Below are 13107 nucleotides of genomic sequence, written 5' to 3' on the forward strand. Positions count from 1 at the left end.
CTGAAGGATTACCGCTCTATCTTCCGCTCCGATTCGGAACGTACCGTTCTCCGACCGCGAATCGCATCGCGTTCGGGCGGCAGCGAACGTCCATCTCGGCACGCTGGACCATCTCCCCGTCGAGGCTGAACTGAACCGGGTCCCCGTCGTGTTCGAGGTGGAGACGGGGCACCTTCAACCGCGACAGGTACGTCGAATCCCGGCGTAACAACACCTCCACGGCACCGGCCGAGAGGTAATCGAGCGACGGGGCGCGCTCGATGATGACCACGTTCAGCAGGCCGTCCTCGACGTTCGCCCGGCGCTCACGTTCCCCGGGAAATCGCCGAGCGTTACCGATGAGGATCATTTCCGCCTCGCCCGACCATATCGGGTCGTCCCGCGGCCCCGCTCGAACGTCGAGTCGAAGGCCGTCGAACTCCCGCGCCTCGTGCAGCGTGCTCAGCACGTAGGCGAGGACGCCGAGCCGTCGCTTCCGCTCCGGCGTCGTTCGAGCGCTCGCCTCGGCGGTCAACCCGCCAACGCAGGAGTTGACGAACGGCCGGTCGTCGGCCATTCCGAGGTCGAGCCGTCGTTCCTCGCCGGATTCGACCACGTCGAACGCGTGGGAGAGCCCTCGAATCCCGAGGTTGTCCGCGAAATCGTTGCCGGTTCCCGTGGGAATCACCCCGAGGCGAACGTCGTCGAGCGCGCCCGCCGCATCGACACCTCTGACAACTTCGTTGAGAGTCCCGTCGCCGCCACAGGCCGCGATGACCGACGCACCGTCTCTCGCCGCCGCCTCCGCGAGCGACAGGGTTTCGCCGCGGGCCGTGCTGTTCCGAACGTCGTAGCCGCGACGACGTGCGATGTCACGGGCCTTGACGCTCTTTCGTCGGTCGCCACCGTTCGGATTCCGAACCAGGACCGGCTTCGTCATCGTTTCGAATTGATTTCTGCCGGGAATCGACAAAATCGTATCGCCCGTTTCAGAGGACGGTGACGATCACAGATCGTCGTACACGGCGAGCGCGGCTTTTCGCCCGCTCTCCATCGCGGCGTTGAGCGAGGACGCCTCGGTGTAGTCCCCCGCGAGGTACACTGACGTCTCGTCGGTTCGAGTAGTCGGGAGCGTGTCGAAGACTCCCGGCGGTTGGGCGAACTGCGCGAACTCGATGCGGTCGGTGTGGAGGTGTTCGAGAGAGTCAAAATTCCGGTCGGGATACCACCGCTGTAGCGTCTCGACCACCGTTTCCGCCAGTTCCTCGTCCGACTCATCGGGCAGGCCGAGGAACGTCGCGGAGAGGAGTTCGCGCCCGTCGGGGGCGAACTCCGGCGCGACCGTGGACAGCGGGACGATTTCGTTCGGCGCGTCGTTCCCGACGTTGAGCAGGATTCGGTCGCCGGTGTCGAGCGGTTCGTCGTGGGCGAAATACTGGGTGACACAACTGCGAGCGTCGGTCGGAATCGAATCGACGCCCGTCAACTCGCGCGCGGCCTTCGGGTCGGTGGCGACGACGGCGGCGTCGCCGGTGATGGTTTCACCGCCGATTTCGACGTGGACTTCGTCGTCGTCCGATTCGACCGCCGAAACGACCTCTTCGAGGTGAATCGTCGCCCCGGCCGCCCGTGCATTCCGCGCCAACTGTTCGGAAATCGCGCCCATGCCGTCGGCGGGAACGGCGATTCGTCCCGTGGACAGCATCTTGAACGTGAACTCGAACACCTTCTTGGTGTTTAGCGAGTACTTACATCGTATTACGACGAAGGACAACTATGCCAAAGAAAGTTATCTCCATCAAAGTAGGAGAATCGGTTAAAGATGAGTGGCAACAGCACGTTGAAGGAAATCCCGAAGTCGAGTCAGTCTCTCACCTAATCAGACTCTCGGTAAACAAGGAAATTCACGGAGGGCACGAATCTCCCGAGAAGGCCGTACAGTCGTCCACAGACAGCAAGCAACTCGGAGAAGTGGTAGAAGGTCTATCGAAACTTCAAGACTCTGTAGAGGGCGTACAAGAGAGATTGACGGCTATAGAGAAGGAGAAAACCGTCACTCAAAACAAAGACATTCAGTCGATGGTTTTCGGCATGTTGCCAACGTGTGACCGTCCGAAGGAAGGTGCCACCGTTGAGGACCTTGCCAGTAACCTTGAGGAATCACGGGAGGATGTAGAGGAAGCCCTTCTTGACCTTCTATCAATCACCGGACAGATTCAGCACGAAGTTGTTAACGGTACCGAAAGGTGGTGGAAGAAAGAATGACCGTCCTCGAAAACAAGTGGCCTTCAACGGAAGAGAGGTACGTCATTAAGCGACTGAAGCGGAAGAAAGGAGACTCCACGTTTACGGAGTACGAAAGGCACTGTCGAAACTTCCGCGATTGGCTGACAGACGAGGCTGATTTCCCGAAGGAATCCATCTTCGAGGCAACCAGTGCCGACATTGAGGACAACATCGCCAATATGCTGGATGAAGGGTATTCGGCCTCCTCCGTCCGTATTCGGCGTGCTGCTATCTCCGAGTTTTTCGAGGAAGCCTTAGGCTTAGACAGTCGTCGTCTATCCATAGACATTGACGAGAATCCGACCGACCGGGTGTCACTCGGCAAATGGCAGGAAATCAGCAAGCAGGAGAAGGAGAAGCAGTATGACAGCAAGGACGACGTACCGTACCTCACTCCCAAGGAAATCGACACACTCGCTAAGAATGTACCGAAACCGTCTGTCCGTAACGAGTTGCTAATCAGACTCGCCTTTCAGACTGGCCTTCGTCGGAAGGAATTATGCGGCCTCAAGCTGGATGATGTAGACTTTGACGCACGTCGGGTACTTGTCCGGGAGGAAAATGCCAAAAATGGGAGAAGCCGAGTTGTCGGTTATCAGGCAAATCTCGACTTCTTGATGAATCAGTGGGTAAGCGTCTACAGAAAGAGTGTCACGTATGCCGACAGTGAGTATCTTTTCCCAACCAACTACTCCGAGAAACTATCCGGCCTTCAGTTTAACCGGGTGGTCGGCAAAGCTGCCGAAAATGCCGGGATTCAAGAAGTGAAATCGACAATCAAGGACGGTCGGGAGAGGGCAGCAATTCACGCACACGTCCTCCGTCACTCGTTTGCAATGGCAGCCATCGAAAACGGTTGGAATCTCTACGTACTGAAGGACGCTTTAGGGCATCATTCTGTTGAAGTGACAGAAAAGTACCTACACGAAGACGAGAAACGAGTAATGACAAACTTCGAGAGAAGAGGGCCTTCTACCTACGAAGGAGATTAAAGGCGGTTTTATCCATAGAGAAGCTGTCAGTCTACAGAATCCTTCTTTTTCGGTCGATTACCTCGTTTTTTGCACCTTAAATGCAGTTTAGCCGGTCAGATTCCAACAAGGCGACAAATTTCACTCTCAAGAAGCTGTAATTTAGGTGGATGTCTTGCCTCTCGTTTTCTGAAGGTAGAGAGGTTGTATGTGAAGAATCCAATATTTCCATGGGGTTAAATTCCAAATACGAGATGCATCACATTTTTGAGATGTCGGGCCGTCGATTTCGAGGTATTTCTGCCGTCGCGTGTTTGCTAACTCTGGCTTCGACCTCTGGGAGAAGCATACACTATCCTGACTCACAGGAAGCCCGCATTTGCGTCCTGACGGGATTCTTTCTCTCGTGAGTCCTATACCACTCCGAAAACCTCTTTCCTTTCTACGGGCAAGCTGCTGCCTTAGAAGACACACAGGAATATCTTGCCTCAAAAACCATATCGGTAGATTTAATACCATCCTCTCGAAATAGCTAACCGAGTAAAACGTTAAATGCCGTATTCTTGAGGTATAAACTTTCTCCTGCGGTTATAAACTCACTTAAAAGGTACTTAAGGGACCATTCTCAGAAGTTGAGAATTAGAAACACGTTTCTCAGCTGTCCTATCTCTGTTTTGAAATAAACTAAACTATCGGTACCTTTAAGTACCCTGCCAACATATACTCTTACAAGAAGATTCGACTTAGAGACAAATCAGCGTTACTCTATCTATATACGGACTCTCGTCTATTCGGGGTTTCTAAAGCAAAAAGGGGAAGCTGACTTGACAGACAGCCAACTGAGTGTATCAGCACTCAGGTAAGTAGATTATTACAGTTAAAAGATAGTCGTCGTACTATATAAGTCTTTCGTCGGCTTGAATTTCTTATCTATTCTTTTAGTGGTTGTCATGTCCAGCAACAGCGGTGTTGCTGAATTTCTTGTCGTCTTCGGTGATTCAATATGACACAAGAGAATCAAGACCACGAAATTGACGACCAACACATAGAAACATTAATCGACCAACTCGAAGCACCACACCAGAATAAGACGGTACTAACTCACCTCTACGTAGAGTGTGTATACAACACCTACGAGTGTGCTGACATACTTTCAGTCTCACAGCGTACTGTTAGAAAGTGGCTTAAAGACTGGAATATCCCTCGGAGAGGACACGGTGGCCGGAAGAAGACTCATCCATCATTTACCAGCTTTACACCCAAGGATAACGATTATATCCACGTCCAAAGTGGAGATAAGACAGCTTATATCCACCAGTTAAATCTAATCGCTGATGGTCATGACCCAAATGACGTATTTGGCAAGGATAATCACGTCCACCACATTGACGGAATTAAGTATCACAACCTACCCGAGAATCTAACGCTGATGGATGTGTCAAAACACCATAAGCACCACAATGATGTAATGTACGCTGACTCTCCGTGGAGAAACCAAGAGGTAATGCAAGCACTGGTAGATGAGAAAGTTAGCATCCAGTATGCTTCAGACATTATCGACTGCAATGACGCCACAATACGAGAGTGGAGAAACAAATTCGACCTTGAAGGTGACACTCTCCGACGAGATAACAACGAGGTGACACCGTGGAGAAATCCCGTAATCCTCCGGTATCTGATTGAGGAAGAAGGTATTCAGCTTAAGCAAGCGTCAGAAAGGTTTGATGTAGACCCTTCAACTCTGACGAAATATACTAATCTGCATGAAATAGACGTACCTAACGGTAGCCAGCGGGACATAATGCGAAAGGTGCGAGAGTTGCAACAACGTAACAGCGGATTCATGGAGGCTGATGACTGATGTCTAAAGCCGTTTCAGTTTCCTCTGCCTTCGAGGGTAATACCACCTTTGAGTGTAAAACCTCCTCTCGCCTCTCTCAACTCGTCTGTGAGACGGCAGGATTCCTTGATGTAGAATCAGGGGAAACGGTACCGAAGGAGGAAGTTTGGCAGCAGGGCAAGGCCGTAGGGTATTCTCGTGGAGATTTCGAGGATATTCTCTCCAAAGCTGGTGCAACTGCTTCGACCTCCTTTGTCGTCCCCAAGAGAGACGGTACGCACTTGGGAGACGTATGGGCCTTTGAGAAGGAAGCCAGTAGAGTACCGGGTGCTAACTCCGTAAAAGACACCTTCGATGAATGGTTACAGTATAAACGAAACAAGAAGTACAAGGAAACTTCCTCTGGCAATAAGGTACAATTCCGTCCAGACCATTCTTTCAGTCGAAAGGAAGAAGATAGAAGGTTTGCCCGTGCTGCTGATGTCGAAAGATTCTACGTACAGAATACAGACATTTATTCAACCGTCTGGATTTCACTTAGTGCTGACAATTCTGGAGAGACACCTGTAGAGAATGCCTCCAAATTCTTCCCATCGAAGCTGAAGGACAAAATCCGCAATGACCTCAAGAAGTACGACCTCTGGAAATCAGCTGCTGTCCTTCGAATGTTGGCACCTAATAAGCCACCGGACAACCTTCCGAAGACTCACGGACACCTTGCAATATGGATTCCGGGTGAGGTAACGCCGGAGATGTTTCACGGAATCGTTGAAAAGCACTGTGAGGAAGTACCGGGTGCTTCGATGGAGGACAATCCTCTTGACAAATCTGTGTCAGTACATGTACACATCTCGGATGAAGTGGAATCTCCCGACTACATCGACTCCTCGAAGGGACACACGTCGGCGTTACCTCATGAAATCAGCAACAATCTCCCTATCTACAACGGAGAAATGGGTGCTGGTATGGATGCCCTCAATTGTCAGGAATACATCAAAGAGTGGTGTGCCTACATCTCTGCTGGAAACGATGGCAAGCATACAACGAATGGAATCCGTCGTTGGAGTCCTCAAGGGAATTTCAAGAAGATTGCCGACTACATGGACGGCCAGATTGACGACTGTAGAGTACCGGGGGTTAACTCCGTAAAAGAGGATGAATCTGTAGAGAAGAAATCTTCTGATGAATCACCTACTGTTGAGGAAGAAACTCACTCCAATGAAACCCCCGCCACAGTACCGGGGGCTACCTCCGTAAAAGAATCATCTTCGGAGAAGAAGTTTGCTTTCCAGCGAGAAGATTACTTCAGTGAGGGTAAGCAATCTGCCCGTAGAGTACCGGGGACTAACTCGGTAGAAGAAACACCTTCTGATGAGTGTCCTTCCTCTATAGAAGGTAGTCCTTCTCACGATTCGACCTCCACAGTACCGGGGGCTACCTCCGTAAATGAGGAAACTACCTCTACTGAAAGTAGACCTTCGGAGAAATCCCCGCCAGCAGTACCGGGGGGTAACTCGGTAAACGAGGAGGAAGACGAAGGTTGTCCTCGTTGCAATAGCACCGACCTCCTCGAAGTGGATGTACCATATGCAGATGAGATGTATGCTTGCTGCAATTGTGATAAGACTTTCACACGACGAAGCAAGGGGAAACTATCATGATTCCTCATACCCGGTAGCTTCGCAGAAACCTTTCTCCTTTCTTTGTAGCAGCAGCACCTTCAAATAGAGTAAACCCGGTTTTTCATAGGAGATTGTCAGAAACCCTACACTCTTCAAAATCAGGTACTGTCCGACCAGCACCCGCGTGTGTACGCCCAGTCTGAAGAAAGTAGGTCTGTCTGACAAAGCATATAAACTACCTCGATAGAAACCTGTAAGAATCTCCAACAAAGCATAATCTGTTTGTAGACTCCCCTAATTTCAAAACTGGAAGTTGGATATAAATACAATGCACATATCTGGTCTACAGTGTATGTAACTGCACAATTCGAGGCAAGAAGTGTCGTTTTTACTAAACGAAACCTGTAGTACTTGTAGGATACTTGAGTGGTACTTTATAAGGAGGACTTTTCTTACTATCCGAACGGAGCTATATGAAATGTAGTAGTATGGCTTCGACCGACTCTAAAGGTCGGACAACGACAAATTGGCATTCAGGGGGATTAGCGTCCCCCAACTCAGTATTCTCGAATGTCTTGGACTTAGTATAGTCATTCCTGAGTTGAAAAATAGTTAGAAGGTTGGCTTCCTCGACTGGTTTGCCGACCTCCTCGATTAGGTGCCTTTGGACACACTCTAAGGGTTTCAACAGACGTTATCGTCTGTCATGACGGGTGCTAACTCCGTTTAAAGGTTAGCGACGGTGTCTAACACCGTTTCACTCAAGTTAGAGAGGGATTACAGACACCTCTATGCAAACGTCTTAGGCCGTGTTGTATCATTTAACGCTTTAGATACAATACCACCGATGGTTTGACTTGTGCCATTACAAGCAGGTCACTTAGGAAGTTGTCGGTCAAACGACAGCTTCCCTTTTCATAAATCATAACAATCATGAGGACTAAAAATATCAGAGTTTCGGATGAAGAATTTGCACTACTGGAGTCATATTGCACTCACGCTTACGGTAGCCCAGATAGCATTGCTTTCGGTGCAGCAATGCGTGAATGTATCGAGTACAAAATGGAGGCAGACAGATAATGTCTCACGGTGAGTTAGTTAAATTTACGGTTGAGTTTAAAGATGAAGATGTAGACCTTCTACGAGATTACGTAGAGGCAAACGGAGGAGTTGGCGGTTACGATAAGAAACAGCGACGGATGGATTTCTCTTATCACGTACAGAGGGCAGCTATTGAGACGTTTAAAGAATATAGCGAAGACGAAGACGAGGAAAACGAGGAATGAGTAACGCCTTGCAAGTGAAGGAAACTGTCCGACTTCTCCTTGAAGACGCAGGGAAGTCTGAAGTACGCGATTCCTGTGTACGCCAGTCCAAGGAAGGTGTGTGGCTTTATATAACCACAGAAGACGGCGAAGAATATTCTCTTGGTAGTCTATTCCGTGAGGTAGATGACGACCTCATTTCTCAATTTGAAGAAGAGTTGGAGGAGGAGTTGGAGAAACACCTATGAAGACTCCTAAGCAGCAGGTAGAAGACAATCTTCAGACAATCCGAGAAGAGTACGGAAACCAGCCTCTCGGACACCACGACGTATCTATCAGGGAAGACCGTGCTATCATTGATACAAAAGTCTCTAACGACTGTGAAAACCATCAGCAGATTACATGGCTGGTTTACGGCGAAAACCTAACTCATCCTCAACTCGCAGGCTTGATTTTTGAAACAGAATTATGAGTTACTTAGACGACCTCAAGGAATTAGAGGCAGAATTATCAGAATCGGGGAAACTCCCATATCTCCTCGATTCAGTACGGCGGTCAATCGCACGACAAGAAGAGAATAATCGGACAGTCGCACAGTTATCAGACAATAACAAGGAGAAATAAACATGAAAGGCACAGTTACAATGAAATTAGATGAAGAGACACGGCGGAATCTAAGAATTATCGCAGAGGAAAAGTACGGTGGAGAAATCAACGCAAGTGAAGCACTCAAGAAGCTTGCAGCAGAGGAAGTCACGGAGTTGATGGAGACACAGGAAGCTATAGAGGCAAAGCAAGAGGCACTACGGGAAGGCTTTGGCAATTCCGACGATGGGGACACCTCCAACAAGGAAACGGATTCAGACGACAGTGTGGCTGCACAGAAGCAGGCAGAGATTCGAGAGAATATGCTTGGAGGCAACCAATGAAAGGACAATCAGTTGGCGACGTAACAATCCCGCTTACTCTCTACAACCAGCTATTCGCTGAATCGCAGCACGATGGGATTAATGAAATCAAGGAGAAGTATCCAGACCGAATGGGTAAAGGAGATGTAAAGCTTTGGGTACTACAGGCATGTGTAGAGAAAGCGGTACGTGAGGGACGAGTCGATGGTTTGGATGAAGATGATGATGTTTTCGTTACCATTGCTGGCGGTATCAAGAGGTTTGACGACTCCGAAAGAGATTCCTCCGGCAGATTCCAGTAGATGACTGATTTTGTGTCTCAAGAGGTTGATTGTACTATACTCATAGAGGGATTGCCGTATCTTGTGACAGATATGAATGTAAAGACGACTCAATATAATGAGGCTGATATGTGTCAGGCTACTGTCGTACCTGACGGACACCAGTTTCAGCCAAATGCAGGCAACGACGCAGCTGTTACAATCAATGACGACCTTGTATATACAGGATATGTCAGAGAAGCTAACAACAATGCTGATGGCAGCTATGACGTGAAACTCCTCGATGCAATCCACCTCCTTCAGTCGGGAAGAGTAAATATTTCAACAGACACGCAGATTCCAGCCAGCGACCTTCTACGAAATCACTTGTTTCCTCAATGCAACGTTGAAAACTTTGAAATAGACCTTGCAAGTAAGGCAGAGAGTCACCTTGCAAGCAAGTTAGGTCTTTCTGGCAGCTACGGATTACCTGTAGACAATGACATTGTATTAGACCGTACCGAAGCACCGGGAAATAAAGTCCTCGATGATGTAGCCACTATGTGTAACGCCGTTTGGTGGGTCGATATTGAGGGTACTATCCACGTAGGGCAACCCGAGTATCGCTATCACGGCGAGTTAACGTACATTCTCGAAAACGGAAACACTCCGGGAAAGCTAACACCTGCATACCAAAGTGTAGTCGTCAGAGGTGACGGAGTGGTTTCGGCAGGTGGCAAGGGTTGGCAGACTCGAAACCTCATCTCTAAAGAAGGTGTCAAGTCTACAAGGACACTCAAGAATCTTGGTGCAACTCAAGAAGAAGCTAAGGAGATTTCGCAACGGGATAAGGTCGAGTATGCAGTAGAAGAGGGTACACTTACACCACCAACATTCACAGTGACAATCCCTGAATTAAAGACTCAATCGCAGGCTGATGCAGCAGCAAATAGACTTGCCAGCAAGTTGATAGAACAAGCTGGAAAAGGACACGTCAAAGTATGCGGTCGTAGCGATATACAGGTCTGTGATTCGTTTAAAATGCCTGACGAGTTGGGTGGTGCGATTTATCAGGTGAGTGGCATCGAGCATATCGTAAACTCCTCGGATGGATTTGTCTCAAAAATCTACTGCGGTGGAGTCCTACAGCCTTGATTTGTGATACTGTTTTTCTGTAGCCACACAAATCTCGTGTGTTAGTTAGTTTCACGAGTAATTAACTCTACAAAAAAGGCTAATTCTCTACGATTTTACCACCTATATTTTCAGTCGGGGTGGGGTGACATTGAGACGATTTTCTTTTTCGCTGATATAAAAAAACTGAGTAGTGGCAACATTTGCACCAGCCCCTTGCAACACCACTTTGTTTACTCAAAGGGGTAGGGGTTATGCGAATGTGAGTGCCTACAAACGTCTGTAGAGTACCGGGTGCTAACTCGGTAAAACTCCTTGTCGATACTTTTATGCTGCCATAGGGTTATGGGTAATACGTCGTAATTCGCAATAATACTCCAACACCTTCTTCGAGGTCGAAAGCGACCGATCCAGCGTGATACCGCCGTAAAACGGCCCGACGAAGTTGTCCCGAAACGACTCGGAGAAACCGCGTTTGCGGAGGTATTCCTCGATGGACTCGTCCTCCCCTGCGAATATCTCGCGGTTCGGTTTGCGGGTCAGCTCTCGCCGGAGTTTCAAGGTCCGAACCTTGTCGCCGAGACGAACCTCGCGGTTCGCCATCGACTCGAACAGCGTGCCGGGATCACGAAGCGGGTCGCTCAGGATGGATCGACTGCCGGGACGGGCGAGCACCGCGCCGGGGGCGAAATAGCGCAGATCGAGTTCGTCGAAGTCGAGTTCACGTCTCGCGGCAGGGTAGGAGGTAAAGAGCACCTGAAAGCCACGGTCGAGGACGAACCCGTCTTTCCGCTCGGTTCGGACCCGGCCGCCGACCTCGTCCTCGCGTTCGAAGACGTGAACGTCCACCCCCAACCGGGCGAGGTGCCGGGCGGCGACGAGGCCCGCGAGTCCCGCCCCGGCGACGATGACTGTGGTCATGGGGGAAGGTCGGTCGTCCTCCGTAAACCTCTCTCGGCCCATCAGGTTGGGGTTCGACGTTACCGGGACGGTGCCAACGATCCGATCTCCGCTTCGAACTGCGTTCCGTCCGGCAGGTCAGAAATCGGGAGCCACGCCGCTTCTTCGATGGCGTCCTCGGTCGTTCGAATCTCGCCGCCGACTCGCCGCGCGACGAATCCGGCCTGCAACACGGAGATGAGGACGGACTCGCCGTAATCGAATTGGAGCGTTTCGGTGAACAGCAGGCCGGTGATTTCGCACTCGATGCCCGTCTCCTCGCGGGTTTCGCGCCGAGCAGTTTCGGAATACGATTCATGGGATTCGTCCTGCTCGCGGTGTTCATCGCTCGCTCTCTTCGAGGTTCTTCGAACCTCGCCTTTCCCCCCGGGTGGCTCCCACACGGACGAGTGGCCCGAATCCTGTACCAGCAACACCCGTCCGTCCGCTACCACGAAGCAGACCGAAACCCACGGGAAGATGTCGTCCGGCGTCGTCGGGAAATCGTACTCCGGTACCGAGATTGGGTCGCGTACTCGATGCGGAACGTCCTCCCAGCGAGCCGTCAACGACTCACGGTGTCGCTCCACCCGGTCGGCGAGGATCGACTGAACGGTTTCCGGTTTCATATCCGACAGTCGGCGAGCAGGGGCAAAAGGGACGGGGGATGAACAGGGCTTAGTGGTCCCCCTTCCCACCTTCGGGCATGGAGACGACGGACGCATTCATCGGACTGACGTGCGTGGACTGTGGCGAGACGTTCGACGCCGAAGTGGGGACACACCGCTGTCCCGACTGCGACGGCATCCTCGACCCGGAGTACGACTACGACGCCATCGACGTATCGCGCGAGGAGTTCGAATCCCGACCGTTCGAGACGATGTGGAAGTACGCGGAACTCCTGCCGTTCACCCGCGAATCGGCGGTGACGATGGACGAAGGTGCGACGCCCCTCGTCGAGTGCCCGAAACTCGCCGAAGAGATGGGCGTCGGACGCGTCCTGTTCAAGGACGAAGGACGCAACCCCACCGGGACGTTCAAGGACCGCGGCCAGACGATGGCCGTGACCGCGGCGGCCCAACACGGCGCGACGGACATCGCGCTCGCGTCGGCCGGAAACGCCGGACAGGCGGCGGCCGCCTACGCCGCCCGTGCCGACCTCGAATCGCACGTCTTCCTCCCGACGCGCGCCGGGTTCACGAACAAGGCGATGGTCAACGTCCACGGCGGGGACATGACCGTCGTCGAAGGGAGAATCGGCGACGCGGGCGCGGCCGACGCCGACGCGATGGAGGAAGAAGACGACTGGTACTCGGTGAAGACGTTCGTCACGCCCTACCGCCACGAGGGGAAGAAGACGATGTTCTACGAAATCGCCGAGCAGATGGACTGGGACGTCCCCGACGCCATCGTCTACCCGACCGGCGGCGGGGTCGGCCTCGTCGGCATGCACAAGGCCGCAAAGGAGTTCCGCGATTTGGGACTCACCGACGACCTTCCGGCGATGTACGCCGCGCAAGCGACGGGGTGTGCGCCGATCGTCAAGGCATGGGAAGAGGGCGAGGACGTCCACGAAGCGTGGGAGACGCCGGACACCATCTGCGGCGGTATCGAAATTCCCGACCCCGGCGCGAGTCCGATGATCCTCGACGCGCTCCGCGAGAGCGACGGCGGCGCGGTGGCGACCAGCGACCAGGACATCCTCGATTCGGCGGTCGCAATCGCACAGAAGGAAGGACTGGAGATGGGTGCGACCTGCGCCGCCGCCGCGAGCGGCGCGTGGGAACTCGCCCAACGAGGGGAGTTCGACGAAGACGACACCGTCGTCATCCTCAACACCGGCGAGGGCAACAAGGACGACGACGTGCTCCGCAGCCACCTGATGGGAATGGGCGTCTAAGGG

General features: G+C 52.0%; 13 protein-coding genes and 2 pseudogenes. 11 read left to right on the plus strand and 4 right to left on the minus strand.

The window, feature by feature from the left end; genetic code table 11:
• Positions 1-16: 16 nt before the first annotated feature.
• Entirely contained in the window at positions 17-919 is a 903-nt protein-coding gene (locus A4G99_RS10850) for a diacylglycerol kinase family protein (RefSeq protein WP_066143272.1), read from the minus strand.
• 66 nt (positions 920-985) lie between these two features.
• Positions 986-1717 (minus strand): annotated as a pseudogene (locus tag A4G99_RS10855) (FAD-dependent oxidoreductase); the annotation flags it as partial.
• A 38-nt stretch (positions 1718-1755) separates the two neighbouring features.
• Here A4G99_RS10855 and A4G99_RS10860 point away from each other — a divergent pair.
• The 10 genes from A4G99_RS10860 (at position 1756) to A4G99_RS10900 (ending at position 10286) form a co-directional block, all read left to right on the plus strand.
• Positions 1756-2244, plus strand: coding sequence for a hypothetical protein (locus tag A4G99_RS10860; RefSeq protein WP_066143275.1), 489 nt, complete (start codon positions 1756-1758; stop codon positions 2242-2244).
• Entirely contained in the window at positions 2241-3257 is a 1017-nt protein-coding gene (locus A4G99_RS10865; protein WP_066143278.1) for a tyrosine-type recombinase/integrase, read from the plus strand. The genes A4G99_RS10860 and A4G99_RS10865 overlap by 4 nt, the downstream gene beginning before the upstream one ends.
• A 982-nt stretch (positions 3258-4239) precedes the next feature.
• Positions 4240-5097 carry a helix-turn-helix domain-containing protein gene (locus A4G99_RS10870; protein ID WP_066143283.1) on the plus strand — a complete coding sequence of 286 codons (858 nt, stop codon included), beginning with the start codon at positions 4240-4242 and terminating at the stop codon, positions 5095-5097.
• The gene (locus A4G99_RS25190; RefSeq protein WP_150123091.1) at positions 5097-6737 is read left to right on the plus strand and encodes a hypothetical protein; all 1641 of its coding nucleotides are present in this window, start codon (positions 5097-5099) and stop codon (positions 6735-6737) included. The genes A4G99_RS10870 and A4G99_RS25190 overlap by 1 nt, the downstream gene beginning before the upstream one ends.
• Positions 6738-7777: 1040 nt before the next feature.
• Positions 7778-7984 (plus strand): hypothetical protein, encoded by a 207-nt coding sequence (locus A4G99_RS10880; RefSeq protein WP_150123092.1) that lies wholly within the window; start codon positions 7778-7780, stop codon positions 7982-7984.
• Complete coding sequence (locus A4G99_RS10885) at positions 7981-8211, plus strand: hypothetical protein (protein WP_066143291.1); 231 nt, start codon at positions 7981-7983, stop codon at positions 8209-8211. The genes A4G99_RS10880 and A4G99_RS10885 overlap by 4 nt, the downstream gene beginning before the upstream one ends.
• Positions 8208-8435 (plus strand): hypothetical protein, encoded by a 228-nt coding sequence (locus A4G99_RS25195; RefSeq protein WP_150123093.1) that lies wholly within the window; start codon positions 8208-8210, stop codon positions 8433-8435. The genes A4G99_RS10885 and A4G99_RS25195 overlap by 4 nt, the downstream gene beginning before the upstream one ends.
• 154 nt (positions 8436-8589) lie before the next feature.
• Entirely contained in the window at positions 8590-8892 is a 303-nt protein-coding gene (locus A4G99_RS10890; protein WP_066143294.1) for a hypothetical protein, read from the plus strand.
• Complete coding sequence (locus tag A4G99_RS10895) at positions 8889-9173, plus strand: hypothetical protein (protein ID WP_066143297.1); 285 nt, start codon at positions 8889-8891, stop codon at positions 9171-9173. The genes A4G99_RS10890 and A4G99_RS10895 overlap by 4 nt, the downstream gene beginning before the upstream one ends.
• A complete protein-coding gene (locus tag A4G99_RS10900; protein WP_066143298.1) occupies positions 9174-10286 on the plus strand; it encodes a hypothetical protein in 1113 nt (370 codons plus the stop codon).
• A 351-nt stretch (positions 10287-10637) separates the two neighbouring features.
• Here A4G99_RS10900 and A4G99_RS10905 read toward each other — a convergent pair.
• Together A4G99_RS10905 and A4G99_RS10910 are read right to left on the minus strand one after the other, a co-directional pair.
• A pseudogene (locus A4G99_RS10905) lies at positions 10638-11186 on the minus strand (FAD-dependent oxidoreductase); the annotation flags it as partial.
• Between the two features lie 59 nt (positions 11187-11245).
• Positions 11246-11833, minus strand: coding sequence for an NUDIX hydrolase (locus A4G99_RS10910; protein WP_066143299.1), 588 nt, complete (start codon positions 11831-11833; stop codon positions 11246-11248).
• A 77-nt stretch (positions 11834-11910) separates the two neighbouring features.
• On the opposite strand from A4G99_RS10910, the gene A4G99_RS10915 reads away from it, so the two are divergent.
• On the plus strand, positions 11911-13104 hold the full coding sequence (locus A4G99_RS10915; RefSeq protein ID WP_066143302.1) for a threonine synthase: 1194 nt from the start codon (positions 11911-11913) through the stop codon (positions 13102-13104).
• The last annotated feature ends 3 nt before the right edge of the window (positions 13105-13107 follow it).

The sequence above is a fragment of the Haladaptatus sp. R4 genome, from assembly GCF_001625445.1.
GTDB lineage: Archaea > Halobacteriota > Halobacteria > Halobacteriales > Haladaptataceae > Haladaptatus.

What these genes read in the sequence shown, in the direction of transcription:
- A4G99_RS10850 (WP_066143272.1), bottom strand. Translation starts at nt 919, where the DNA reads ATGACGAAGCCGGTCCTGGTTCGGAATCCGAACGGTGGCGACCGACGA.
- A4G99_RS10860 (WP_066143275.1), top strand. Translation starts at nt 1,756, where the DNA reads ATGCCAAAGAAAGTTATCTCCATCAAAGTAGGAGAATCGGTTAAAGAT.
- A4G99_RS10865 (WP_066143278.1), top strand. Translation starts at nt 2,241, where the DNA reads ATGACCGTCCTCGAAAACAAGTGGCCTTCAACGGAAGAGAGGTACGTC.
- A4G99_RS10870 (WP_066143283.1), top strand. Translation starts at nt 4,240, where the DNA reads ATGACACAAGAGAATCAAGACCACGAAATTGACGACCAACACATAGAA.
- A4G99_RS25190 (WP_150123091.1), top strand. Translation starts at nt 5,097, where the DNA reads ATGTCTAAAGCCGTTTCAGTTTCCTCTGCCTTCGAGGGTAATACCACC.
- A4G99_RS10880 (WP_150123092.1), top strand. Translation starts at nt 7,778, where the DNA reads ATGTCTCACGGTGAGTTAGTTAAATTTACGGTTGAGTTTAAAGATGAA.
- A4G99_RS10885 (WP_066143291.1), top strand. Translation starts at nt 7,981, where the DNA reads ATGAGTAACGCCTTGCAAGTGAAGGAAACTGTCCGACTTCTCCTTGAA.
- A4G99_RS25195 (WP_150123093.1), top strand. Translation starts at nt 8,208, where the DNA reads ATGAAGACTCCTAAGCAGCAGGTAGAAGACAATCTTCAGACAATCCGA.
- A4G99_RS10890 (WP_066143294.1), top strand. Translation starts at nt 8,590, where the DNA reads ATGAAAGGCACAGTTACAATGAAATTAGATGAAGAGACACGGCGGAAT.
- A4G99_RS10895 (WP_066143297.1), top strand. Translation starts at nt 8,889, where the DNA reads ATGAAAGGACAATCAGTTGGCGACGTAACAATCCCGCTTACTCTCTAC.
- A4G99_RS10900 (WP_066143298.1), top strand. Translation starts at nt 9,174, where the DNA reads ATGACTGATTTTGTGTCTCAAGAGGTTGATTGTACTATACTCATAGAG.
- A4G99_RS10910 (WP_066143299.1), bottom strand. Translation starts at nt 11,833, where the DNA reads ATGAAACCGGAAACCGTTCAGTCGATCCTCGCCGACCGGGTGGAGCGA.
- A4G99_RS10915 (WP_066143302.1), top strand. Translation starts at nt 11,911, where the DNA reads ATGGAGACGACGGACGCATTCATCGGACTGACGTGCGTGGACTGTGGC.